At 31.3% G+C, this 25,013-nt stretch carries 20 protein-coding genes and 3 pseudogenes; 13 read left to right on the forward strand and 10 right to left on the reverse strand.

Going from position 1 to position 25,013, the window contains the following annotated elements; translation table 11 throughout:
* The first annotated feature begins 38 nt into the window (after window positions 1–38).
* Window positions 39–1,643 carry an L-lactate permease gene (locus JG554_RS02855; RefSeq protein WP_070037508.1) on the forward strand — a complete coding sequence of 535 codons (1,605 nt, stop codon included), beginning with the start codon at window positions 39–41 and terminating at the stop codon, window positions 1,641–1,643.
* A 122-nt stretch (window positions 1,644–1,765) separates the two neighbouring features.
* Here the strand turns inward: JG554_RS02855 and JG554_RS02860 are convergent, their stop codons facing one another.
* Window positions 1,766–2,917, reverse strand: a complete 1,152-nt coding sequence (locus JG554_RS02860) for a glycosyltransferase family 4 protein (protein WP_064209334.1) — start codon at window positions 2,915–2,917, stop codon at window positions 1,766–1,768.
* A 392-nt stretch (window positions 2,918–3,309) separates the two neighbouring features.
* Between JG554_RS02860 and mqo the strand changes: the two genes are divergently transcribed.
* A complete protein-coding gene (gene mqo, locus JG554_RS02865; RefSeq protein WP_046208536.1) occupies window positions 3,310–4,788 on the forward strand; it encodes a malate dehydrogenase (quinone) in 1,479 nt (492 codons plus the stop codon).
* 208 nt (window positions 4,789–4,996) lie between these two features.
* On the opposite strand, the gene JG554_RS02870 is transcribed toward mqo, so the two are convergent.
* Window positions 4,997–6,361 carry a sensor histidine kinase gene (locus JG554_RS02870; RefSeq protein WP_107360003.1) on the reverse strand — a complete coding sequence of 455 codons (1,365 nt, stop codon included), beginning with the start codon at window positions 6,359–6,361 and terminating at the stop codon, window positions 4,997–4,999.
* On the reverse strand, window positions 6,354–7,028 hold the full coding sequence (locus JG554_RS02875; protein ID WP_019468863.1) for a response regulator transcription factor: 675 nt from the start codon (window positions 7,026–7,028) through the stop codon (window positions 6,354–6,356). Before JG554_RS02875 ends, JG554_RS02870 begins: the two co-directional genes overlap by 8 nt.
* A gap of 155 nt (window positions 7,029–7,183) precedes the next feature.
* On the opposite strand from JG554_RS02875, the gene JG554_RS02880 reads away from it, so the two are divergent.
* On the forward strand, window positions 7,184–8,236 hold the full coding sequence (locus JG554_RS02880; RefSeq protein ID WP_070037510.1) for an ABC transporter permease: 1,053 nt from the start codon (window positions 7,184–7,186) through the stop codon (window positions 8,234–8,236).
* The gene (locus tag JG554_RS02885; RefSeq protein WP_019468865.1) at window positions 8,236–8,904 is read left to right on the forward strand and encodes an ABC transporter ATP-binding protein; all 669 of its coding nucleotides are present in this window, start codon (window positions 8,236–8,238) and stop codon (window positions 8,902–8,904) included. Before JG554_RS02880 ends, JG554_RS02885 begins: the two co-directional genes overlap by 1 nt.
* A 160-nt stretch (window positions 8,905–9,064) precedes the next feature.
* Here JG554_RS02885 and JG554_RS02890 read toward each other — a convergent pair whose 3' ends face one another.
* Entirely contained in the window at window positions 9,065–10,036 is a 972-nt protein-coding gene (locus tag JG554_RS02890; RefSeq protein WP_019468866.1) for a YdcF family protein, read from the reverse strand.
* A gap of 224 nt (window positions 10,037–10,260) precedes the next feature.
* On the opposite strand from JG554_RS02890, the gene JG554_RS02895 reads away from it, so the two are divergent.
* The 4 genes and pseudogenes from JG554_RS02895 to JG554_RS02905 all read left to right on the forward strand — a co-directional run bounded on the left by JG554_RS02895 (window position 10,261) and on the right by JG554_RS02905 (window position 13,946).
* Window positions 10,261–10,725 (forward strand): MarR family transcriptional regulator TcaR, encoded by a 465-nt coding sequence (locus JG554_RS02895; RefSeq protein WP_019468867.1) that lies wholly within the window; start codon window positions 10,261–10,263, stop codon window positions 10,723–10,725.
* A gap of 365 nt (window positions 10,726–11,090) precedes the next feature.
* A pseudogene (locus JG554_RS13180) lies at window positions 11,091–11,560 on the forward strand (TcaA second domain-containing protein); the annotation flags it as partial.
* Window positions 11,558–12,475, forward strand: a pseudogene (locus JG554_RS02900) (TcaA NTF2-like domain-containing protein); the annotation flags it as partial. The pseudogenes JG554_RS13180 and JG554_RS02900, both read left to right, overlap by 3 nt.
* Window positions 12,476–12,743: 268 nt before the next feature.
* Window positions 12,744–13,946, forward strand: a complete 1,203-nt coding sequence (locus JG554_RS02905; RefSeq protein ID WP_070037513.1) for a putative multidrug effflux MFS transporter TcaB — start codon at window positions 12,744–12,746, stop codon at window positions 13,944–13,946.
* 361 nt (window positions 13,947–14,307) lie between these two features.
* Here JG554_RS02905 and JG554_RS02910 read toward each other — a convergent pair whose 3' ends face one another.
* Window positions 14,308–14,856, reverse strand: coding sequence for a TetR/AcrR family transcriptional regulator (locus JG554_RS02910; protein WP_046208532.1), 549 nt, complete (start codon window positions 14,854–14,856; stop codon window positions 14,308–14,310).
* Between the two features lie 126 nt (window positions 14,857–14,982).
* Between JG554_RS02910 and JG554_RS02915 the strand changes: the two genes are divergently transcribed.
* Window positions 14,983–15,630, forward strand: coding sequence for an HlyD family secretion protein (locus JG554_RS02915; RefSeq protein WP_046208531.1), 648 nt, complete (start codon window positions 14,983–14,985; stop codon window positions 15,628–15,630).
* A gap of 12 nt (window positions 15,631–15,642) precedes the next feature.
* Window positions 15,643–17,517, forward strand: coding sequence for a DHA2 family efflux MFS transporter permease subunit (locus JG554_RS02920; RefSeq protein ID WP_046208530.1), 1,875 nt, complete (start codon window positions 15,643–15,645; stop codon window positions 17,515–17,517).
* 366 nt (window positions 17,518–17,883) lie between these two features.
* Here the strand turns inward: JG554_RS02920 and JG554_RS02925 are convergent, their stop codons facing one another.
* Window positions 17,884–18,519: a hypothetical protein gene (locus JG554_RS02925; protein WP_070037516.1), complete on the reverse strand. Its 636-nt coding sequence runs from the start codon at window positions 18,517–18,519 to the stop codon at window positions 17,884–17,886.
* Window positions 18,520–18,792: 273 nt separating this feature from the next.
* On the opposite strand from JG554_RS02925, the gene JG554_RS02930 reads away from it, so the two are divergent.
* Window positions 18,793–19,698, forward strand: a complete 906-nt coding sequence (locus JG554_RS02930) for an alpha/beta hydrolase fold domain-containing protein (RefSeq protein ID WP_070037519.1) — start codon at window positions 18,793–18,795, stop codon at window positions 19,696–19,698.
* Window positions 19,699–19,835: 137 nt separating this feature from the next.
* Here JG554_RS02930 and JG554_RS02935 read toward each other — a convergent pair whose 3' ends face one another.
* Window positions 19,836–20,243: a hypothetical protein gene (locus JG554_RS02935; RefSeq protein WP_070037523.1), complete on the reverse strand. Its 408-nt coding sequence runs from the start codon at window positions 20,241–20,243 to the stop codon at window positions 19,836–19,838.
* A 12-nt stretch (window positions 20,244–20,255) separates the two neighbouring features.
* A complete protein-coding gene (locus tag JG554_RS02940) occupies window positions 20,256–20,723 on the reverse strand; it encodes a thioesterase family protein (RefSeq protein WP_064209339.1) in 468 nt (155 codons plus the stop codon).
* Window positions 20,724–20,864: 141 nt separating this feature from the next.
* Here JG554_RS02940 and corA point away from each other — a divergent pair, with 141 nt between their 5' ends.
* The gene (gene corA / locus JG554_RS02945) at window positions 20,865–21,812 is read left to right on the forward strand and encodes a magnesium/cobalt transporter CorA (protein WP_070037526.1); all 948 of its coding nucleotides are present in this window, start codon (window positions 20,865–20,867) and stop codon (window positions 21,810–21,812) included.
* Window positions 21,813–21,883: 71 nt separating this feature from the next.
* Complete coding sequence (fni, locus tag JG554_RS02950) at window positions 21,884–22,930, forward strand: type 2 isopentenyl-diphosphate Delta-isomerase (RefSeq protein ID WP_046208524.1); 1,047 nt, start codon at window positions 21,884–21,886, stop codon at window positions 22,928–22,930.
* A 222-nt stretch (window positions 22,931–23,152) separates the two neighbouring features.
* On the opposite strand, the pseudogene JG554_RS13185 reads toward fni, so the two are convergent.
* Window positions 23,153–23,353: pseudogene (locus JG554_RS13185) on the reverse strand (IS5/IS1182 family transposase); the annotation flags it as partial.
* A gap of 240 nt (window positions 23,354–23,593) precedes the next feature.
* The gene (gene gltS, locus JG554_RS02955; protein WP_203265367.1) at window positions 23,594–24,799 is read right to left on the reverse strand and encodes a sodium/glutamate symporter; all 1,206 of its coding nucleotides are present in this window, start codon (window positions 24,797–24,799) and stop codon (window positions 23,594–23,596) included.
* Window positions 24,800–25,013 lie beyond the last annotated feature (214 nt).

The raw sequence follows: 25,013 nt of genomic DNA on the forward strand, positions 1-25,013 counted from the left end.
AGATGATTAATTAATTTAAGTATAGGAAGTGAGTATAAATGTTTGTAGAAAGTATTAACCCCTTTAACAATGTATTATTATCCAGTATTGTAGCCGCTATCCCTATCATTTTATTTTTATTATGCTTAACCATTTTCAAAATGAAAGGGATATATGCTTCAATTACGACATTATTAGTTACATTGATACTTGCAATAACGATATTCAAATTGCCTATGAATATCGCAACAGGTGCATCAATTGAAGGATTTTTCCAAGGCATCATTCCAATTGGTTATATTGTGATTATGGCAGTGCTGTTATATAAGGTTACAAATGAAACTGGGCAATTTGATAAGATTCAAGATAGTATTGCGAGTGTATCGCAAGATCATCGTATTCAATTATTGCTCATAGGTTTTGCGTTTAATGGATTTTTAGAAGGTGCAGCAGGCTTTGGTGTGCCGATTGCCATATGTGCCTTGTTATTAACTCAATTAGGCTTTAAACCTTTAGAAGCTGCAATGTTATGTTTAATTGCTAATGCTTCAGCTGGTGCATTTGGAGCAATTGGCTTGCCTGTAACAGTGATTGATACACTTGGTTTACCAAGTGATGTTACAGGATTTGCGGTTTCTCAAATGTCTGCTTTAACTTTATCGATTATGAATATGTTTATCCCATTTTTATTAGTATGGATTATTGACGGTTTTAAAGGTATTAAAGAAACGTTACCAGCAATCCTTATTGTTGGTGGAACTTTTACGATATTACAAGCTTTGATTACGGTGTTTATTGGACCAGAACTAGCTGATATTATCCCACCGTTAGTATCAATGTTAGCGTTAGCCTTATATTCTAAAAAACATCAGCCTAAAAATATATTTAGGTTGAAAGATAGTGGAGAACCTAAGTCTATTGTAAAACATAATTTTAAAACTTTAATATATGCATGGAGTCCATTTGTGATTTTAACAGCATTAGTTATGATTTGGAGTGCACCACAATTTAAAGCGTTGTTCTCACCTAATGGTGCGTTGAGCGCATTAGTATTTAATATTCAACTACCAGGTACGTATAGTGACATTGCTGACAAAGCAATTACATTACCACTCAATATCATTGGACAAACTGGTACAGCGATTTTATTAGTAATTTTAATAACTATATTAATGTCAAAACAAGTGAACATGCTTGATGCAACACGCTTATTAAAATTAACTTTTAAAGAATTATGGTTACCTATTATTACAATTTGTATTATTTTAATTATTTCTAAATTGATGACTTATGCAGGTTTAAGTAATGCTTTAGGTGAAGGTATTGCTAAAGCAGGATCAATCTTCCCACTATTGTCACCTATCTTAGGTTGGATTGGCGTATTTTTAACTGGTTCTGTGACAAATAATAATACACTATTTGCTCCGATACAGTCAGCGGTAGCTAATAATATTGGTACAAGCGGTGCATTGCTTGTATCTGCAAATACAGTAGGTGGTGTAGCAGCGAAATTAATTTCACCACAATCCATTGCGATTGCAACTGCATCTGTACAACAAGTAGGTAAAGAATCAGAGTTATTAAAAATGACGTTACGCTATAGTTTTGCATTTATTATCTTTATATGTTTATGGACTTTCATGTTGAACTTTATCATTCATTAAAGCATCATCGTGGTTATGGTTGTTAGTAAGATGCCTGTGATTATGGCATATTACAGATGATTAGGTTTATTGTAATAAAATATAAAGATCGAAATAAAAAAGAAGCCGTTTGGCTTCTTTTTTTATTTCGATGCAATCATCATTTGAAAGTAATGGTAGACTGAATCTGATGAAAATAATTGGACGGTTTGATACCCATTTTCTATGATGGATTGTTTATTAAATTCCTGATTGATAAGTCTGAGTAGTTTATTAGAAAGATCTTTTACATTTCCATGCGATACGAGGTATCCATTGACGTTATTTTGTATCAGAGCGTCTGGTCCTGCATTACCATCAAAACTAACCACGACATTACCTTGATTCATAGCTTCTAAAATTACCATTCCGAACCCTTCATTACGAGAAGGGACGACTGTAATATCACTTTTAGCTAATTTTTCGTTTAATTGCTGAGTTGAACCATAAAGTTTTACGATATCTGCTAGTTGGTGCTCTATGACTAATTGTTGTAAAAGCTCATGCTCTTTTCCGTCACCATAGATGTGTATTTGATATTTAAAACGTCTGACTTCTTGTTGAATAGGTATGATACTTTGAATTAATAGGTCGAACCCTTTTTCGTATTCTAGTCGTCCTGCGGCAGTAATGATTTTTTCTTTTGATATTGAGAGACGGGGCTCATTTAAAATGTTGGGTATGACATAAACAGGAGTTTGAACAAAAGATTCATATTTACTTTTATCACTTTCTGTTAGTGTGGTTATTTTGTCTAAATATTGATAAGCATCTAAGATTTCTTGTTGTAGGGCATCGTTATGTGCTTCAAAATTCATATGTTCCATACCTATTTTCTCTACATTTTGTGGACCATAGTGAGCAATTAATATATTAAAACTCGCACGTGTACCAATGAGCATATCAGTGGAAACATTGCGTATTGCTTGAATCATTTTCTTTTCTATATAATGTGAAAACTGATAAAGACCTGGTTCATATTGTGAAATTAATTTTGGTCTAGAAAACGGAGTGTATTTGCGGATTCTATTAAAAAATATAGCTTTAATATTTAAAAAATGTAACTGATAGTCTGTTAAAGCACGAACTTTAATAGATTTATGTAGTTTGAAATAAGGTTTAGAAGCCCCCTTGAAAACGGAAATGATTTCAACCTTATGACCTTTTTCGGCTAAAACATTAGCTAATTGAGAAATAGATTTAACAGTACCACCCATAGCATAAACATTATGCGTAAAAAAAGTGATAGATTTCATTGGAATACCTCCAAAAGTATAAGAATTAAATTAAAATTTATTATAGCATGAAATTTAAGAGAGTGATAAAGTAATGAATGTTATGTGTGACACAATGTAATTTGATTTTAAGTGTCTAATGTTAATTGCAATTTAAGTCGTCTCATAGCTATTATAGTTAACAGGTATTAACATAATTTGAGTAGAATTACTGAAAGCCCTTTTTTCATAGGACAATAACGTATATAATTAGAAGTGTAACAAAAGATTCTGCTATTTTTTAACATTTAGTATAATTATAGTAGATTAAGATTTAAATTATTCACTATAGAAAACGCTTTATCATGGCTGTGATTTTCCTAGATAAAGATAACGTGTCTATAAACATATATAAAAGGGGGACTGTGTTTGTTATGAGTAAACAACATAGCAAAACAGATGTCATATTAATTGGCGGCGGTATCATGAGCGCAACACTAGGAACGTTATTAAAAGAACTTGCACCTGAGAAAGATATTAAAATGTTTGAAAGATTATCTACACCAGCAGAAGAAAGTTCAAATGCGTGGAATAATGCAGGAACAGGGCATTCTGCATTATGCGAATTAAATTATACAAACGAAAACAAAGATGGATCAATCGATATTTCTAAAGCTGTTAAAATTAATGAACAGTTTCAAATTACAAAGCAATTTTGGAATTATCTTGTTAAGCAAGGTCAATTATCAAAACCTGAAGCCTTTATTAAGCCTGTGCCGCATATGAGTTTTGTACAGGGTGTACGCAATGTAGATTTTTTAAGAAGACGTGTAGAAAGATTAAATAAAAATATTTTATTTAGTAATATGGAAATTACAGATGACAAAGCGCAAATTTCTGAATGGGCACCGTTGATTATGGAAGGGCGTACATCCAATATACCAATGGCTATTACATATGATAAAACGGGGACAGATGTGAATTTTAGTGCGTTAACAAAAAAATTATTTTCAAATTTAGAAGATAAACATGTAGAACTTAATTACGAACATGAAGTAGAAAACCTAAGTCAACGTAAGGATGGCACTTGGGAAGTTAAAGTGAAAGATTTGAAAACGGATGAAGTGACAATAGTGGAAAGTGATTTTGTGTTTATTGGTGCCGGTGGTGCTAGTTTACCTTTATTACAAAAAACAGGTATCAAGGAATCTAAACATATTGGTGGATTCCCAGTAAGTGGTCTGTTCTTAGTATGTAGAGATGAGGCTATCACATCAAAACATCTTGCTAAAGTTTATGGAAAAGCAGCTGTTGGTGCGCCGCCAATGTCAGTACCACATTTAGATACACGCTATATTGATGGCAAACGTACATTATTGTTTGGGCCATTTGCTGGTTTTTCACCTAAATTTTTAAAGACTGGTTCAAATATGGATTTAATAAAATCAGTGAAACCAAACAACCTTATTACAATGCTATCGGCAGGAATTAAAGAAATGAACTTAACTAAATATTTAATTTCTCAACTCACATTATCAAATGAAGAGAGAATGGAAGATTTACGTCAATTTGTGCCAAATGCAAAAAGCGAAAACTGGGAAATTGTGGTTGCTGGACAACGTGTACAAGTCATTAAAGATACAGATAAAGGAAAAGGCACGTTACAATTTGGTACAGAAGTCATTACTTCCGAAGATGGTTCTTTAGCAGCATTGTTAGGTGCCTCTCCAGGTGCTTCAACTGCTGTTGACATCATGTTAGATGTACTTCAACGTTGTTATAAACAAGAATTTAACAATTGGGAAGAAAAAGTTAAAGAAATAGTGCCTTCATTCGGTATGAAATTATCGGAAAATGAAGCTCTATACACTCAAATTAATAAAGAAATAACTAAAAACTTAAAGATTAATTAATAGATATAGTGCACTCATTTTAACAAATGAGAAGCTTAGGAGATAAATAACCATAGTCAAAATAAGAGCGCCAATCCGCAAAGGATTAGCGCTCTTTTTGTAATTAAAATCTCAAGGTTTTAATTGTCTATGTTTGCTAGAAAATATTGTAACCTGTTATGAGCTTTAATTCATAAAATTCACAGGTATCAGCTCACTTGTTATATTGTTATTTATGGATGGTAACAGTGAATGTCGTACCTTCATATTTCGTACTTGCTACTTCAATTGTACCATTGTGTAATTCAAAAATTGCTTTCGCAATAGCTAAGCCTAAGCCATTGCTATTATCATGATTGCTTGCTTTATAGAAACGCTCAAATAGACGAGATTGGGTTTCTGGTGTCATGCCTTGACCATCATCAGTGATATTAAAATGAATTTGATCGGTATCATGTGTGAGTGTAATATCAATTGTACCCCCTTGTTCAGAATATTTGATCGCGTTCGTTATTAAGTTTTGAAAAGCTTGGTTTAGTAAGCGCTCATTCCCAATTATAGATACATTAGCTAAATCAGACATAATGATCAAATCTTTTTCATTCGTCGCAAATTGTTCATGGCGTATAATCTGTTTAATCAGTTTATTAAGTTCGATGTTGTCAGTTAATTCTAGATGTTCGCCATTATCAATTTCTGATAATAATAAAAGTTCTTTGGTTAATTCACTGAGCTGTGTTGTAATTTGGTATATTTCATCGATATATTTTTCACGAGCTGTTGCGTCTTTAGCGAATTTTAATTGATCAAGTAAATGATGAATATGTGTTAATGGTGTTTTGATCTCATGTGAAACATTTTGAACAAAGTGCTGTCTCATGTCATCGACTTGTTTTAAAGAGAGTCTCATTTTATCAAATCGATATTGTAATGTGCCAAATTCATCATTACGTTTAATGTCTATCGGTACATCAAAATTGCCTTCCATTAACCTTTCAGTCGCTTGTTTTAACTGTTGTATCGGTTTAATAATCATATAAGTTGAAGAAATAACCCAAATGATTGAGATGACTAATAAGAGTGTAATTAATATGACTAAGAAAATTCTAAATTCACTAAAAGTTTTTCCGATGTCTGGTCTCATAAAAACAGCATAATTTTGACCATTGGATTGAAATTGCACACCCACAGTATTTTGAGTAGTATTTTCAAAAAATCCAGTGATAAAAGGGTTGTAAGGCAAATTTCTTATCCCATGATAATCATGGCCATTTAACACAGATTTAATGTTTTTAGAGTCAACATTATCTTTTCTAAATGCAGTGCCATAATAAGCCTTTTTGCCATTTTCTGAGACGGTCATCACTTGATAATTCATTTGTCCAAGATGTTTGAAAAAGGGTTTTGGCATTTGTATCTTAGATTCTTTTTCATAGGAAATAGCATCTTTTAATGTTCTCATTATTTTTGCATCATTATTCTCTTTTAAATGATTGTGATAAATAATGTTAGTTAATAGAAAACTAAGCAATGCACTCGATAGTAAAATGACGACAGTATAAATAGCAATACGTGAATATAGTGATTTAAACATTGTCATCAACCTTGTATCCTAAGCCACGTACTGTATGAATCGTAATCGTAGCTCCTAACTTTGACAATCGCTTTCTCAAACGCTTAATGTGTACGTCAACGGTCCGTTCATCACCTTCATAGTCAAAGCCCCAAATTTTTTCAATCAAATCGTCACGGTTAAATACTTGTTTTGGATGTGAAGCAAGTAAGAATAAGAGTTGAAACTCTTTATTTGGTAAATTCATTGATTTAGTAGAAGATTGAAGTTCTAAATAAGCTTGATTGAGCGTGAGATTTCCAACTTTCAATTCATTATTAGCATTTATATTATACCGTTTTAATACTGCTTTTATTCTAAAGATAAGCTCTTTTACTTCAAATGGCTTAGTAACATAATCGTCTGTACCAGTTAAATAGGCTTGTTCCTTATCACTAAGTGCGTCTCTTGCTGTTAACATAATGACAGGCATTTCAAAATCTTCTTTTAAAACTTTACATAGTTCAAAACCACTCATGCCAGGCATCATTACATCGACGATAGCAATATCAACCTGATGTGTATCTAAATACGACAGTGCGTTTTCAGCACTTGATTGTGTCACAACATCTAGTCCTTCTCGTGAAATATAATTTGAAACATATTCTAAAATTTTACTGTCATCATCGACAATTAAACAAGTTGTCATGCTCAAAATCTCCTTAATCATTTTACAGACATTATATATGGAAAAATTTAACTTAACAAATAGGAAATAATTTAAAAAGTTAATCATAGTTCATATTGAGTTCATATAAAGACCTTAAACTTTAAATATAAGTTCTTGAAAGGGAGTGAAACACTATGAAATTGGCATGGCAAGAGATAAAATATTATAAATTTCGTTATATATTAATCATGTTAATTATATTGTTATTAGGTGTTATGGTTTTATTTATTAGTGGGTTGGCACAAGGTTTAGCAAGAGAAAATATTTCTATGTTAGATAATATGAAGTCAGAAAAATATGTGATGCAAAATAACAAAACACCACAAATCGAAAAATCAATTATTAAACCAGAACAGCAAGAGAAAATTGAAGATATTAGTGGACAGTCACCTTTAAAAATAGCATCTCAAACTTTGAAAATTGATAAAGATGAAGAAGATGTTGTTATGACGAATACAGTGAAAAATGAAAAACCAGAATTGTCAGAAGGACATTATCCTAAAAAAGACAATGAAGTTGCAATTAATAGTAAATTAACTGCAAGTGGGGTAGATGTTGGAGACAACATTAAAATTAAAGACGGTGAAACGTTAAAAGTATCAGGTATTTTGGATGACACAATGTATGCTCATAGTTCAGTGGTTATGATGAATAATAGTGGATTTGATAAATTGAATAAAAATGTAAGTACCGTTTATCCAATTCAAGATATGTCACAAAAACAGATAAATAAATTAGAAGATATTAATGGTATCGATGTATTTACGGAAGACGATATCACAAGTGAAATACCGAGTTATCAAGCAGAACAAGCACCACTTAATATGATGATAGTTAGCTTGTTTGTCATTTCTGCTATAGTTCTCAGTGCATTCTTCTATGTTATGACGATACAAAAAATTCCAGAAATCGGTATTTTAAAAGCAATTGGTATGAAGACAAGACATTTACTAAGTGCTTTAGTATTACAAATATTAATAACTACAATGGTTGCAGTGATAATTGCTGTTGCATTAATTAGTGGTTTATCATTAATAATGCCAATTTCTATGCCTTTCCACGTAACTGTTGCGAATATATTATTAGTCGTAGGCATTTTCATCGTTGTTGCAATTGTTGGCGCAGCACTATCATTTATTAAATTATTTAAAGTAGATCCTATTGAAGCTATCGGAGGTGGAGAATAATGAGTTTACAAGTTAAAGATATAAAAAAATCCTTTGGGAAAGGTTCTTCCGAAACTAAAGTTTTAAAAGGGATTAATTTTGAAGTGAATGAAGGAGAATTTGTAATTTTAAACGGTGCTTCAGGCTCAGGTAAAACAACGCTTTTAACTATTTTAGGTGGGCTATTGTCACAAAGTGGTGGTGAAATATTATATAATGGTGAGCATTTATATGATAGTGATAAAAAAGCTTCTGAGCTAAGACTTAATGAAATTGGTTTTATATTTCAATCTTCACACTTAGTACCTTATTTAAAAGTTAAAGATCAGTTAACAACAATAGGTAAAGAAGCAGGTATGTCTAAAAAAGAAGCCACTGATAGATCAGAAAAACTATTAACACAAATCGGTTTAGCAGAACAGCTCAACGTATTTCCACACACACTTTCAGGCGGACAAAAGCAACGTGTTGCCATCATGAGATCATTGATGAATCATCCGAAAATAATCTTAGCTGACGAACCAACTGCAAGTTTAGACGCTGAACGTGCCACAGAAGTGATAGATATGATTAAAAATCAAATTCAAAGTAAAAATATGATTGGTATTATGATAACGCACGATAAAAGACTATTTGATTATGCTGATAGAGTCATCGAATTAGATGATGGTGTCATCGTTGATCAATAGTATAATTAAATGAACCGTAATATAATTATGATTCCTAAATCAATGGAGTGGGACAGAAATCTTTTAATAAAATTAGACTTCTGTCCTACTCTTTTTCTATGAAGAAAACACTATGTTCTATTGTAAAAAGGATGCACAATTTATTTTGTGTATAGTGGCTTTAAATGGATGGAATATGCCACAACGCCATCATACTTGCCCAAAATAACACTACAAAGTAACAAGTTAGTAAAAGCTTATATTGGTACATGATTGCTAAAAAATCCCTAATTAATGCAATTTCAAAGAAATGATAAGGTGTATGACTGCCGACACCTTTTAAGTTGAGGTTTAATTTTTGTCCAAACCTTAAAGCGCGCATAATATGAAATTGACTTGTGACACATAGGATACTTGGTTCATATCTATATAATTGTTGAATGAGCACTTTTGTATATTTAAGGTTTTCTAAAGTGCTCGTAGACTGGTCTTCAAGTACTATCATTGAAGGATTAATATTTCTTTGGACTAAGTATCGATACATAGCCAAGGCCTCTGAAATTGGTTCGTCAGGACCTTGTCCACCACTTACAATGAGTCGAGCATTTGGATTTAAATGGTGTAATGCTATAGCTTTGTTTAATCTTTTAGCTAGCATAGGTGTTACTTGATCAGTAAAAATACCTGCGCCTAACACCAATATGACATCAAAGTCTTCTTTGTATGTAACATTTGAAAATGCAGATGTGCAAAGCGCATAACAAATGAAGGTGAAACATGCACTAAATGCAATAGCAGCTAACCAATAAAAAATCACATTGATACCTACAGGTATTAGACTAATATAAGCACAAGCAATCATAAATAGTAATACTCTATATGCAATAGCATACAAACGGCGCAAAAAAAGTGCGCTTAATCTATGTTTAAATAAATGATGATGTTTGATGTGTATTAACAACACGCCAACAAACATAGTGAATATGAGTGGCATAGGCAAAGATAACTTACCTACATGTAAGATGATTACAAAGTAACCTAAAATAATTTGAATTACAAAAAAAGTTAAATTAGTAGTGAATTTGAAATTTTTAATCATAGCAATAAAACCACATAAAATAATTAAACTTATAATTAAAGACAACGTATACATGGTTCACCCCGAAAGTTTATAATATTTTAAATGTAGAGCAATTATTAAAATTAATCAAATTTTAATGGTATTGTATTTTGTAATTTTGCTAGATTTAACAATTAAAAAACGCAGTGAATACAAATTTCTGCTTTTATACCATCTCGAATATTGATATTATAAACATAATATAAAAAAAATAACGTTTACTTATGTGAGCTAGAATAGTAGAGGTGCGAGAAGTTATGGTTAAAAATTTAAGTAGTCATATTGATTTTATGGGTGAATTTATAAATGATGTGAATACTTTGTTAGCTAAATTGTTAAAAGAATTAAGAGAAGACTATAACGTATCAAAAGAGCAGGCCAATGTTATATTAATGTTAGAAAACGAAAAAACCATGACGTTAACTGAAATAACTGAAAGACAAGGCGTAAATAAAGCTGCAGTTAGCCGGAGAATCAAAAAATTAATACAAGCAGAAGTAGTTCAATGGGAGAAAGCAGAAGAAAATACAGATCAAAGATTAAAATATATTAAATTAACAGAAAGAGGCAAACAATTTAATAAACAAAGTAAGGAAATTATCAATACGATTGTTAGTGATATTTTACACGACTTGTCTGATGAACAAATCGAACAAGCACGTTATGTTTTAGAAATTATTGACCAAAGATTAAAAAATTTCAATTTGAAGCACAGTATTTAATAGTATAAGCAATGAAAGTATTTAAAAGCAAAGCTAAATACATTTAATTAAAATCATGCTTCAACAACCGGAATGACGTAGCCAAATTAAAATGATTCATTTGAAGTGCATAATTAAAAGCTTAAGCTATATAAGATGAAAGAAAAAATCATAGAAGATATAAGAAGACATTGGACTAATGATGTATATCTTTTACTGATTTATATACATATAATAGAAATAAGGTAGCGTAAAAATAAATTTCACTTAATTAAAAAACTACAAAAAATTGGTGGAAATGGCTTGATAAAGCCATATAGTTTATAAATATATTATGTTAAAATAACGGGATAATGTAAAAATTAAGGACTGAGCGTGGTGATAAAATGCAAAAGTGCCCTAAATGTGGGGGAAATATAAGGATAGGACAACGAAGATGTAGTCATTGTGGCTATCGTATAGAGTCGACAAGTAACGAAAAAATGACTCGAACTTCAAAAGAAAACAAAAAAACTGTTAATAACAAAGCAAGGAAAATTATTCCCTGGGGTATTGCAGCTTTTATCATTATTCTACTGGTGATTATATTTATCTTATTGAAAAATTTTAATTCTCCGGAAGCACAATCGGAAATATTAATTAATGCTGTAGATAATAATGATACTCAAAAATTATCAACCTTATTAAGCACACAAAATAATAGTGTGGATGAAAATGAGGCTAAAGCTTATATTAAATATATAAAAAAGAAGTTGGCATGAAACAATATACAAAAGATATTAAACAAAAAATAGCTTCTTTAAATAATAATGAGACGAGTGAGGAAGACTTTGTAACAGCCAAAAATGGTGAAAAAGTTTTGCGTATCAGTAAAAATGGGCGACGTTATTTGATATTTGATAACATGAGTTTTACAGCACCTACAAAAGAAGCGATTGTAAAGCCTAAGTACGATGCAACATATAAATTTAAAGCAAATGATAAGCAAAGAACTGTTCACGCACAGAAGAATAAGACGACGGTACTTGGTGAATTCATACCAGGTGATTACGTTATCGAGTCTAAAAAGGAAATGGCTAACGGACAGTTTAGTGGTGAACTCAAATTTAATTTTAATAATAGTAATCATGAAACAGTTGACGTTTCAGAAGATTTTAATGAAGCTTATATTGTCTTAGATTTAAAAGGCGCATCAGAAATTGATAAAGATACGGTTAAAGTGAAAGTAAATGATAAAACATATGACTATAATAATAATAAAGAAATAGGACCATATCCAAAAACACAAGAATTAACAGTTTCTGCCGAAGGTGAAGCGAAGAAAAAGACATTTAAATCAGCTGAAACGACTGTTAAAACGGATAACTTGAAAGATAAAACATATGTAACATTGAATTTTGATGGTGATGAAATTCAAGATTATGTTGATAAAAAAGAAAAAGAAGAAAATAGTTTCAGAAATAAGGTGGTTCGTTTTTTCGGTAATTATACTGCTGCAATGAATAACGCGCATAGCCAAAGTAACTTTAATTTAGTTTCATCTTATCTGAAAAAGAATAGCAATAACTACAAGTCTACAAAAAATCAAGTGAAAGAAAATGCTATTTTTTATTTACCACAGCCACAAATCACTGAAATTGTGAGACAAGGTGAAACATTTTATATTACTGCTCAAACCGTCAAAGAAGACGGACAGTATGGCGAAGTGAACTATCAACTTGAAGGCGATGATGATGCCAGTAATCTCAAGGTAGTGAAATATTCGGAATAGTAATGTAGTGAAATGCTTGTCAATATCACTTTGATAAATGTAGTAGTAGAAAAATAGAGCAATTTGAGAATAAACTCATTCTGACTCATGTATAAGCGTCAATTTCTATAACAGTTAGTAGAAATTGACGCTTTCTTTGTTTTTGAGCTAAAGCTATAATGATAATAATGCTTATTCATAATATTGTAATAAGTCAGTAAGAAATACATAATTAAATGTAGTTATCGTCGAATTGAGTATTTTAAGTAATATTTGAAGGAGTTATAAGATGTCAGACAATCAACAACAAAAGCAATCACTTATTTTCATTTTAATTCTAGGTGCATTAACTGCAATTGGTGCTTTATCTATAGATATGTTTTTACCTGGTTTACCTCAAATTCAGACTGATTTTAATACGACAACTTCAAATGCACAATTAACTTTATCTTTATTTATGATTGGCTTAGCTATTGGGAATTTATTTACTGGTCCTATTTCTGATTCCATCGGACGTAAACAACCACTTATGATTGCGATGTTGTTATTTACATTAGCAAGTTTAGGAATTATTTTTGTAAACAATATTTGGTGGATGATCATTTTAAGATTTGTGCAAGGTTTTTGTGGAGGCGCAGGCGCAGTTATTTCTAGAGCAATATCAAGCGATTTATACAGTGGTAAACAATTAACGAAATTTTTAGCTTTACTCATGTTAGTCAATGGCGTCGCACCTGTATTAGCACCCGCTTTAGGCGGTGTGATCTTATCATTTTCAACTTGGCATATGGTGTTTGTCGTACTTACCATATTTGGCATGCTCATGTTTTTTGGAACAATGTTTAAAGTGGAAGAATCATTATCAATTGAACATAGGGATAGCCCTCATATGGGAAGTATTTTTAAGAATTTCTTACAATTATTAGAAGCACCACGTTTTGTATTACCAATGTTGATTCAAGGGGTTACGTTTATCATATTGTTTAGTTATATTTCAGCTTCTCCATTTATTACTCAACATATTTATGGTATGTCTCCACAGCAATTTAGTATTATGTTTGCAGTTGTTGGTATAAGTCTGATTGTTTCAAGTCAATTGACTGGTAAGTTGGTTGATTTTATAAATAGGCAAATGTTATTACGAATTTTGACATTGATTCAATTAGTAGGAATTCTGAGTGTAACGTTTACTTTAGTAAATCACTTGTCAATATGGATTTTATGCTTTGGTTTTATTATTCTTGTTGCACCGGTTACTGGTGTAGCAACACTGGGATTTTCTATAGCAATGGATGAACGTACTGGGGGTAATGGAAGCGCATCAAGTTTACTTGGACTTATCCAATACTTATTAGGTGGGGTGATTTCACCTCTCGTAGGTTTAATGGGAGAAGAAAATTATGTACCTTATGTCACAATTATCCTAATTGCAGGTATATTACTCATAGTGTTGCAAGTGATGAGTTATTTTGTATTTAGAACAAGCAAGTGAGCCTAAGAGAGGATGAAATAAAATCTTTTTAGTATTTTGGTAAGTAGCTGGTGCATGTGTTTCAAGTCAAGTACTTTAAGTTGATTTAAACATGCGCTTACATTCATGGATGTAGCAATAATGTCATTTTAAACAAATTAGATTTTTATTCCAAGCTAATTTATTTTGCAGGAATGATTCGAAGTGGCGAAGGCTAGAATTTTGCTAAACCAAGGTGAAGTATAGCATTGACATGATGTTGCATGGTAGGTATCAAGCTGTTCTATATATTTGAATTAGAAATAATCTAAGACTATTAAACTTCTATTATTTTGTAGAAATTTAGTAGTCTTTTTAATTAGATCATTTATTAGGAAATGACTTAACGATTCAACTTAATTGTATTAGCTAATAAAATTTGAGCTAAATCATTTACCGGTTGATTGCATCCTTCTTTAATCCAAGTATAAACAAGACCCATTTGGCCACCTAGTGCGTAAATTACAAATTGTTTTTTATTTATAACACTGGTATAGTCATCCAAAATTTTAATATAGGTATCACGCGTGGCATGCATATATTCAAAAAACAAGTCTCGATTAGGATATGTGACTAAAATAGCATGGAAATAGCCATAATGGCGTTTAATATAGCGTAAAATGATTTTGAAAAACTGATATAGTTTCGAATAATTATCTGCAATCTCTTCAGAACTTTTATATAGATTTTCTAATAGTTTTTTATATTTCTGAATATGGTGTGACTGTATTGTAGCTAAAAGATCATATTTATCTACGAAGTAATCATAAAAAGTTGTCCTATTTATATCACTATATGCACATAACATTTTGATAGTTATATTTTCAAACGGATGTAGCTCTAGTAATGCAATCATATTATGGATGATTTTACGTTTAGCATTTTGTTTCATAATAACTCCTTCATAGAACATAAATAACGTACCCAACACATTTTATTTAAGTGTCGGTATACTTTTAAATTTCATCTCTTTATAATATACAAGGTGAATTTTAAATGCAAATAGGAGGAAAGTATCATGAAGAAAATGGTATTAATCAATGTCATTACCATTGTTGTACTTGTAATTATTGGTGTCGTAGGATTCCATTTTTATAATCAAGCAACATCTTTTGTAAGTACGGATAATGCTAAAGTGGATGGAGAACAAATTAAAATATCAGCTCCAGCTTCTGGCGAAATCAAATCGCTTGATGTCAAAAATAATGAAAAATTAAGCAAAGGTGACAAAGTTGCAGAGATTGCTGCTAAAGGTGAAGGCGGTCAATCTCAAGATATGAGTATTAAAATGCCTAAAGATGGCACAATTGTAAAAGTTGATGGCATGGAAGGTTCAATGGCTCAAGCTGGCACACCAATCGCTTATGCTTATAATTTAGATGATTCTTATATAACTGCTAACGTGGATGAAAAAGATATTGCAGACGTTGAGGAAGGTAAAGATGTAAATGTTAAATTAGATGGTGAAGACGCTGAATTAAAAGGTAAAGTAGAAGAAGTAGGCAAAGCAACTGCTTCAAGCTTTTCAATGATGCCTTCATCAAACAGTGATGGCAACTATACAAAAGTATCACAAGTGGTACCAGTGAAAATTTCACTAGATTCAAAACCATCTAAAAATGTTGTTCCAGGAATGAACGCTGAAGTAAAAATTCATAAAAATTAAGGGGGTCTTAAAATGACAATGACCTTCATTATTGTTTACGTAGTCATAGCGCTCATTCTTGTCGGCGGACTAAATTTCTTTATCATGAAAAGAAATAAGCAAAAATCTGCCAGAAAAATGGAACAATCTAAGCATGAAAGCATTGCTTCTAACGAAAGTTATCAATCTAAATTTAAAGTTAAAGACGACAAAACAACAACAGAAAATCAAGAACAAAACAAAGATGAATCAATAGACGAAAAGCCAGAAAAGGCAACGCACTCTGATAGTGACGCTACTGAATCATCGACACAACATGATTCGGATCATGAACAAATCAATCCGAATTCTGAAGAAGCACAGGTAAATGAAAAGCTAAAAGCTAAACATAGTTCATTTATGTTTGGAAAAGGCACTTCTCAAGGTAAAGTTTTAATAGCGATGATTTTCGGTATGTTTATAGCTATATTAAACCAAACGTTATTAAATGTTGCATTACCTAAAATAAATACAGATTTTAATATTTCTGCTAATACAGGTCAATGGCTTATGACAGGCTTTATGCTTGTGAATGGTATTCTAATACCAATCAGTGCCTATTTATTTAATAAATATTCGTATCGTAAATTATTCTTAATAGCGATGACATTATTCACGATTGGCTCGTTAGTCTGTGGTATATCAGGTTCATTTACAATAATGATGGTTGGCCGAGTACTGCAAGCTATTGGTGCTGGTGTCTTAATGCCACTCGGTACAAATGTATTTATGACTATATTCCCACCTGAAAAACGTGGCGCAGCAATGGGGACACTCGGTATAGCAATGATTTTAGCACCTGCAATAGGACCAACATTATCAGGTTATATTGTAGAAAATTATCATTGGAACGTGATGTTCTATGGCATGTTCATTATAGGGCTTATTTCATTGGCTATCGCTTATATATGGTTTAGAGTATATCAAGTTACTACAAACCCTAAAGCAGATATCCCCGGCATCATATTTAGTACAATTGGATTTGGTGCGTTATTATACGGCTTCAGTGAAGCGGGAAATAACACGTGGAGTTCTCCAATAGTTGTAGTGTCGCTTATTATTGGTGTGATCTTTATTATTGCTTTTGTAATTAGAGAGCTTACAATGCGTGTGCCAATGCTAAGCATGGAAGTTTTAAAATACTCAGGTTTTACATTAACAACAGTTATTAACATGATTGTAACCATGAGTTTATTTGGTGGTATGATTTTATTACCACTTTACTTACAAAACTTAAGAGGTTTTACACCAGTACAATCAGGTTTATTATTATTACCAGGTGCTCTAATAATGGGTATAATGGGCCCAATAGCAGGAAAATTATTAGATACGATAGGTATTAAACCACTAGCTTTAGTAGGGACAGCCATTATGACTTATGCTACGTGGGAATTAACAAAATTAAATATGAATACAACGTATGGTCATTTAATGGTTATTTATATCATTCGTTCATTTGGTATGAGTTTTATCATGATGCCAATAATGACTGCTGGTATGAACGCATTACCACAAAGACTCATCGCACACGGCAATGCATTAACTAATACATTGAGACAATTGGCTGGTTCAATTGGTACGGCATTACTAGTTACAGTCATGTCTACACAAACAACTCAACATATTGCATCATATACACAGGATTTAGATAAAACAAATCCATTTATTAAAGACCGTTTACAAGAAATGGCTCAAGCAATGGGTGGAGAACAAATGGCAACTTCTCAAGTTTTAGAATTTGTGCAAAAGCTAGCTTCAATTAACGGCGTAAATAGTGCTTTCTTAATCGCTACTTTGTTAAGTGCGTTGGCATTTATTTTGAGCTTGTTCTTAAAAGGCAAGTCACATTACATTTCAAATGAAGAATAAGAAAAAGAATCAGTGATATAACATTTCTGACTAACGAAAAAGCGACAATTTCTATAACAGTTGTATAGAAATTGTCGCTTTTTTAATCTTTAATAAAGTCTGCGTTACTATTTTCTTATAATGAATACTTTTGTGACTCAGATAATTACTAGTATTATATACATTAAAAGTAAAAAGCCACGTGGTCTAAATAAATTTGATAATTAAGTTGAGACCTTTTAGGGTTTGACTTTAATTTTATCAAATATATTAATCGATTGGTGCATCGATCTATAGGTATAAAAGAAACCCGAAAATGAACTTCGGCATACATTTTCGGGCTTAATATACTATATGTAGCAGCTTTTTGATAAAATTTGAACGAAGTTAAATTCTTGGTTTCCGATTTCTAAAGAATAAACTAATTAAAAGTAAAGCAATACTACAACTTAATAAAATAAAAGCGTTATGGATTGCATTTGCTTCTGTTAATATTTGGTTTGAATCAACAGTTATATAATATTGATTCATTGAATCGGCAATTCTTGTAGCAATATTTTTAATTAATGCAGAAAAACCAAAAGTAATTGCAAGCATGATCGCTATGATAAACATATTAACTATTTTCAAAATCGTTTTATTAAAAAATAATGTAAAAATAGTTAAGATTAAACTTAATATACAGGCGATAAAAAATATATAAAATACAAGTATTAAGCGATCAATACTTGTTTGTAAGTTATCAATGCTTTCTATATTTATATTTAAATGTGTTAAGTTATTGATGGTTTCTTGAAAATTCGTTAATTCTTTAAAATTAACCGATTTATCTACGAAAACTAAATTGAATATGGGCTCTTTAAACATACTGTAACCAGAAATTGCAACTAGAATTAAGACGATTACTTGTATAATAAGGCTAACCCAAGATTTTTTCTTTTTTCCATAGCGAGTGCCTCGTTGCATTGTTTCATTCGTTAAAGTGTGTTCAAAATCTTTAAATTGGTGATTGTTTGCGGTCATAACTTACTCCTTTCATAACATTAGATGGGGGATCTAGTTATTTTATGACTTTTATTTTGTTATAATATGTGATAACTGTTACATTTTAACCAATGTAGTTGAATATTTTAATTTTTAGTATGAATTGTCATATTTTTAAAATTTCAATATCTATTATAACTTCTCGTTTATGTCATTATTTTTATTTTATCATATAATTTATTTTAAATACTGAATTGAAACAAAAATTCTATAATTCTAAAATTTGTTACAAAAAGATAGGGATGATTATGTATGAAATCAAGACTAACAACAAAATTTGTTAATAAATACTTATTACCACATCGTTCAATTATATTTGATAACCAACAAAGCTTTGAAAAATTTTTACAAAAAAGATTAACGATGAATGAAAAAAAGCACAAACAACCTGAAACGTTAAATGTAAAATCAGATTTAGAAAAACAAATGATGGATGATATGCAGTTGTTCAGATTTCGTTTTAGACATAGCCAACAAAAGAAAATACTTTATATTCATGGTGGGTATAATATTTTACAGCCTTCAGCTTTTCATTGGAGATTTATGGATAAACTTGCATTAAGTACTTTATACGAAGTTGTATTGCCTATTTATCCAAAAGCACCTAAATATCATGTTGAGGATACATATACTGCGATTCATAAAGTGTATCAACAATTATTAACAGAATGCAGTAATGAAGATATTATTGTGATGGGTGATGGTACTGGGGGGGCATTAGCGATGAGTTTTGTGCAACAATTAAAATCTAACAATCAACCTTTGCCAGCTAAATTGTACTTGTTTTCACCTATGTTAGATGCTCAATTGAATAATGAAAATATTACAGATGACTTAATCGATAAAGATGTCATCATAAATATAGAAGGTTTACAAAAAATTATGAAAGTATGGTCCAATAATCTTCCATTGAATGATAGTAGATTATCACCAATTTATGGAGAATTATTTGGTTTACCGCCTATATATATATTTGGTGGTGGAAGAGAGATTTATTTACCAGATATGAAAAGGTTAACTTATATGTTAGAAGATATGCGTCAACCAGTACAACTGTATACCTTTAAAAAAATGGTGAATGCATTCGCATTATTACCTATTAGAGAATCTCATAAAGTTGTAAAAGAAATCGTCAATACAATTCATGATAAACGTTAATGCGTTAGCATATAACTGAATTTTAGAAGCATGATAAGCCTATAAAAAATTAAAAACAGAGGCGAGGTAGACATCAAACATAAATGTGTTGATATTGCCTTGCGTCTGTTTTTATATGTCCCAAATAGTTCATTGAATTAGTAGTGTTCGTTCATTATTGTATCAATGACAGTTAAAATAGTCTGTGTCCCTTTTAATTTATAGTAGAGTGCTATAAATTCATTGAAATCTTGCTTTGGCTCATCCATATTTTTAAATTCTAAGAGATTATTTTTATACAGTTGTTTTTCTTCTTGAACAAAAGTTCTGTAGCGTTGAACTAAATCTTCTTCTACATCAATTTGTTCGACTAATGAATGAATCGTATCTATCGCTTGTTTCTGACCTTGGTAATAACTGATATCAAATCCGCGCTTAATCAATTGATGATCAGGACCATTAATAACTAGCTGTTTGTTTTGGTTAAGTTCGCTAAGCGCAGCTTTCATATCATCGTTTAAATCATAAAGCTGCACTTTGATTGCGTCGATTACACTTTGTGACATCTTAAGCACTCCTTATCTTGAGATACCGATTTTATGACCTAATTGTTTAGGCCATTCGATTAATTGTTGATTATCATAATAATTGCTAACTTGGTCAGCAAATGATTTAGGAAAGGGCGCTGTTTTATTAATTGTGCGATCAATCCCTAACATCATTGCTTCATTTGTTGCTATATTAATACCATCTTGGTTTGTCATGATGGAAAAGAAATGCAAGCTTTTTTCATTATAATCATAGATGTAGATTGTAATGGTAAATGTATCACCTTCAGTTAATTCTGATAAATAAGCTGTTTGTTCTTCAACAGTGAATAATGTGTAATTTAACTTGTCACGTTCAGCTAAAGATAAGCCATGTGTATAATTAAATTGATTAATTGCCTCACTGAAAACCATATTATAGTTTGCATCATGTACATGCCCATTATGGTCAATCATATCAGGTGTCACATTGTTGGAAAATGTGAAAGGATTGCTCATCGTTACATCTCCTTTAATACTTTAATTGTTAGATTAAGCATATATATTAATTTTGCTAACCTAAGTTTACTAAAAATTGTATATAACATACACAAATAGCATTTCGTGATAAAATAAAGAAAATGATTATAGGGGTGACCTATGGCTATCACAATGAGATACTTATCGTCTGAAAATAAACTCACAAGCGCTAATTGTTTAGAAGATATTCCGAAAACAGCGCAGTTTATATGGTGTGATTTTAATCAACCGACTGAGGCAGAAAATACATTTTTAAAAACACGTTTTAACTTTAATAAACTTGAAATTGATGATACAGTAAACGGGACACCGAGAGCTAAATACAAAGCTTATGACACATATCAGTACATTGTAGTACATGATGTGAAAACTGGAGATTTCAATGCAAAAGCTTTAAATATTTTTATAAAAGATCGTTTACTAATTACATACCATCATCAACCTTTTGATATTTTAAAGAAGATTGAAACCACTATTAAAACACAAATGACAAATAACATTCTCCCAACTCATATATTTATCTTGGTGCTGGATTGTTTAGTAGACGGTTACTTTGATTTCGTTTATGCTATCGAAGATAAGGTATATGAATTTGAAGATAGTGAAAATACAAAGGGTTCTATGAAATTTGAGATGGACAATGTATTTAAGATACGATCGGAATTAATTAAATTAAAGCGTGTCATTTATCCCATGACAGAATTAGTCAATCAATTAAAAGAAAGTCATCAATTATTTTTAGATGATAAGAGCCAGCTTTATCTTCAACATATTGACGATCATATGATTAAGCAACAAAATATTTTGAAAATATGTCAAGAAATGACAAACGAAATAAAAGATAATTTGACATCGTATGCTTCATATAAAATGAATCGAATTATGCAAGTCCTCACCTTAGTGTCAGTTGTATTTTTACCGTTGACATTAATTACAGGTATTTATGGTATGAATTTTATAAACATGCCAGAATTAAAATGGCGATATGGTTATTATTTTGTCTTAGCACTAATGTTTTGTATTAGTATAGGTTGTGTGATTTATTTTAAAAAAGAAAAATGGTTTTAGTCTCATGGTATGAAATTAATGACGCAGTTTGAAAACTGACAAAATAAAAATTTTTGAGGTAGGAGTAAATAATGAGTGATTTAAAAAGAGAACAAAGAAAAAATGAACACGTTGAGATTGCAATGGCACAAACAGATGCTTCAATCTCAGATTTTGATGAAATTCGATTTGTACATGATTCTATTCCGAGTATAGATGTGAGTGATGTTAATCTTGAACATTCGCTAAAAGATTTCACGCTCAGTCAACCACTTTATATTAATGCGATGACTGGTGGCAGCGAATGGACGAAACAAATTAATGAAAAATTGGCAATCGTGGCACGTGAAAGTGGTATGGCAATGGCAGTAGGTTCTACACATGCAGCGTTACGTAATAGCAATATGGCATCATCATTTACAATCGTGCGTGAGGCCAATCCTGAAGGTATCATATTTAGTAACGTCGGCGCCGATGTGCCTGTTGATAAAGCTGTTCAATCAGTTCAATTACTTGATGCTCAAGCATTACAAGTACATGTCAATGCACCTCAAGAATTAGTCATGCCTGAAGGTAATAGAACTTTTTCTACATGGATGGACAATCTTGCACAAATTGTGAAACGGATAGATGTTCCAGTGATTGTCAAAGAAGTAGGTTTTGGTATGAGTAAAGAAACAATCAAAAACTTAAATGAAATTGGCATAAGATATGTAGACGTGAGCGGACGTGGTGGTACGAACTTTGTAGATATTGAAAATGAAAGACGTGCCTACAAGGACATGGACTATTTAAGTATGTGGGGACAAACAACTGTGGAATCATTATTAGAAAGCACTGCTTATCAAAAAGATATGAATATACTTGCTAGTGGTGGCGTACGGTCTCCTTTAGATGCTGTGAAATGTTTAGCGCTTGGGGCAAGTGCGGTGGGTATGTCGCGCCCATTTTTAAATCAAGTTGAAAATTATGGTATTACAGAAACATTAAACTATACTGAGCAATTTACTGAACATATGAGAAAAATTATGACGATGTTAAATGCGCCTACGATAAATGATTTAAAACGCGCTAAATTGATTTTTGGCCCTAGATTACAATCTTGGATAGAGCAGCGTAATATCGATATTTATAATTAAGATTTTATTGAAATTTATTTTAGTAAATCTAGTCATGAACTACTGTGTTAACTTTCGTATATTAAATCATTGATGATTAAAGATAAATTAAAAGAATCTTGGACATAAAGTTCTTGTATAAGAGACAAAGGCAATTTCTATTGAACAATATAGAAATTGCCTTTGTCTATATTGTTTTAATTATAAATAGCTCATTGAGTTACTACTTTTCTCATATTAAATACTATTAATAGCAAGAAATAAAGATTCTAATAGGACATCTAATTTAAGATTTACTCTAAAACGATTCATTGTTTTATAAGAAGGTGTTTGATTTTGTGAGAGCTACAACTTTCAGATACAATCATTAAGCAGTTTTTCAGTTACAAGACCAAAGCATTCAGATTGTCTGTATGCATGTAGAATAATTTTTAACATCATTTTGGTTGATATAAGACCTTGTTTTTGAGTATTTTAATGTGAAATGACATATGAATACGTTGTATTTTGGCGAGCTGCTTGAGGGAACAGGACAAGCTGAAGCTGCGCCTAAGAAAGCGAGCCAACAATATGAAGTATAGAAACAAAATAAGAAGCACTCCGATGAATTGAATCATCAGAGTGCTATTTTTTTTAAGATCTATGTCTCAGAATCTTTCCTATGTTAAAAATCAAAATTCAGCATTAGAATAGATTGATAAATGTAGTAACGATTGGGACGCCAAGTAAATCAATTAAAAATGCACCTACAATCGGTACGACCAGATATGATTTTGGTGAAGCACCGAATTTTTTGGTAATAACATCTAAGTTTGCCATAGCGTTTGGAGTTGCACCTAGACCATGACCAATAAACCCACCGATCATTACAGCTGCATCGTAATCTTTTCCTAAACCGCGGAATACGATAAAAATTGAGAATAACACGATAAATACTACTTGTATTAAAACAATAATAATTAAAGGTAAAGCTAATTGATATATTTCTGTAAGTTGTATACTCATCAAAGCGATTGATAAGAAAAGGCTTAGTGATATGTCACTAATTTTATCAACGAATTTCATATCAATAAGATTTAAATTATTATATTCAGAAATATTGCGAATGATAACTGCTACAAACATTGCACCAACATATATAGGAATATTGATACCAGTTAATTCAGAGAATGTATTTCCTAAATATGAACCAATTGCCATACAAATAGTTACAATCGTAAATTGTAATAAAAAGATGGTAGTAGGGTTCATGCGATTATGTAAGTATTCATTAGATTTCACGTTACCATAGTCTGTTGTTGTTTCTTCTGCATGTTCTGATTTTAAATTATACTTAGTTATTAAAAATTTTACTACAGGGCCACCGACTAAACCACCAGCTACAAGGCCTAGTGTTGCTGCTGCTAAAGCTGCGGTCAATGCAGAATCAAACCCCATGTCTCGAATAGTTTGCCCATAAGCAGCTGCATTTCCATGGCCACCTTCCATAGACATAGAACCAGCTGTTAAGCCTAATAATGGTGGAATATTTAATACTTTTGCTAATGAAACACTAATTAGGTTTTGGAAGACTGCAAGAAAACCGCAGAATATAAAGTATAAAATGAGTACTTTTCCGCCCAAACGTAGTAACTTTAAAGAAGCGCCTAATCCAATTGTTGTAAAGAACGCAAGCATAAAGAAGTTTTGTATGAATTCAGAATCTAGTTTGATTGTTATAATGTTCGTAGATTGTAAAATTGCAACTAAAATCGAGAAGATTAAGCCTCCGATAACAGGTGCTGGGATACAAAGCTTTCTTAATATTGAAACATGATTAACAATAAATATACCTAACAGGTATAACAAACTTGCGATTGCTAAAGTAGTAATTGCATCTAGCTCTAGCATTTTCAATCCCCCTTATATTTCAAATGAAACTCTCCTGTGTGTCTTGTTATATGGATGGAGTCGTGTGCAAAATGACAATGAAGAAAGTGCTTACAAAACTCCATGCTATCTATTATACATATTTAAATCGCATAAATCTAGTTTGGAATTAAATACTAAATAGAATAAATAGTGATTGTTTTATTTGTAATCTTCAGACAATAATACTATTGTC

The organism is Staphylococcus sp. 11-B-312, assembly GCF_016743055.1.
Classification (GTDB): domain Bacteria; phylum Bacillota; class Bacilli; order Staphylococcales; family Staphylococcaceae; genus Staphylococcus; species Staphylococcus ureilyticus.

Coding starts and splice junctions, on each gene's coding strand:
- JG554_RS02855 (WP_070037508.1), top strand. CDS start 39: ATGTTTGTAGAAAGTATTAACCCCTTTAACAATGTATTATTATCCAGT.
- JG554_RS02860 (WP_064209334.1), bottom strand. CDS start 2,917: ATGAAATCTATCACTTTTTTTACGCATAATGTTTATGCTATGGGTGGT.
- mqo (WP_046208536.1), top strand. CDS start 3,310: ATGAGTAAACAACATAGCAAAACAGATGTCATATTAATTGGCGGCGGT.
- JG554_RS02870 (WP_107360003.1), bottom strand. CDS start 6,361: ATGTTTAAATCACTATATTCACGTATTGCTATTTATACTGTCGTCATT.
- JG554_RS02875 (WP_019468863.1), bottom strand. CDS start 7,028: ATGACAACTTGTTTAATTGTCGATGATGACAGTAAAATTTTAGAATAT.
- JG554_RS02880 (WP_070037510.1), top strand. CDS start 7,184: ATGAAATTGGCATGGCAAGAGATAAAATATTATAAATTTCGTTATATA.
- JG554_RS02885 (WP_019468865.1), top strand. CDS start 8,236: ATGAGTTTACAAGTTAAAGATATAAAAAAATCCTTTGGGAAAGGTTCT.
- JG554_RS02890 (WP_019468866.1), bottom strand. CDS start 10,036: ATGTATACGTTGTCTTTAATTATAAGTTTAATTATTTTATGTGGTTTT.
- JG554_RS02895 (WP_019468867.1), top strand. CDS start 10,261: ATGGTTAAAAATTTAAGTAGTCATATTGATTTTATGGGTGAATTTATA.
- JG554_RS02905 (WP_070037513.1), top strand. CDS start 12,744: ATGTCAGACAATCAACAACAAAAGCAATCACTTATTTTCATTTTAATT.
- JG554_RS02910 (WP_046208532.1), bottom strand. CDS start 14,856: ATGAAACAAAATGCTAAACGTAAAATCATCCATAATATGATTGCATTA.
- JG554_RS02915 (WP_046208531.1), top strand. CDS start 14,983: ATGAAGAAAATGGTATTAATCAATGTCATTACCATTGTTGTACTTGTA.
- JG554_RS02920 (WP_046208530.1), top strand. CDS start 15,643: ATGACAATGACCTTCATTATTGTTTACGTAGTCATAGCGCTCATTCTT.
- JG554_RS02925 (WP_070037516.1), bottom strand. CDS start 18,519: ATGACCGCAAACAATCACCAATTTAAAGATTTTGAACACACTTTAACG.
- JG554_RS02930 (WP_070037519.1), top strand. CDS start 18,793: ATGAAATCAAGACTAACAACAAAATTTGTTAATAAATACTTATTACCA.
- JG554_RS02935 (WP_070037523.1), bottom strand. CDS start 20,243: ATGTCACAAAGTGTAATCGACGCAATCAAAGTGCAGCTTTATGATTTA.
- JG554_RS02940 (WP_064209339.1), bottom strand. CDS start 20,723: ATGAGCAATCCTTTCACATTTTCCAACAATGTGACACCTGATATGATT.
- corA (WP_070037526.1), top strand. CDS start 20,865: ATGGCTATCACAATGAGATACTTATCGTCTGAAAATAAACTCACAAGC.
- fni (WP_046208524.1), top strand. CDS start 21,884: ATGAGTGATTTAAAAAGAGAACAAAGAAAAAATGAACACGTTGAGATT.
- gltS (WP_203265367.1), bottom strand. CDS start 24,799: ATGCTAGAGCTAGATGCAATTACTACTTTAGCAATCGCAAGTTTGTTA.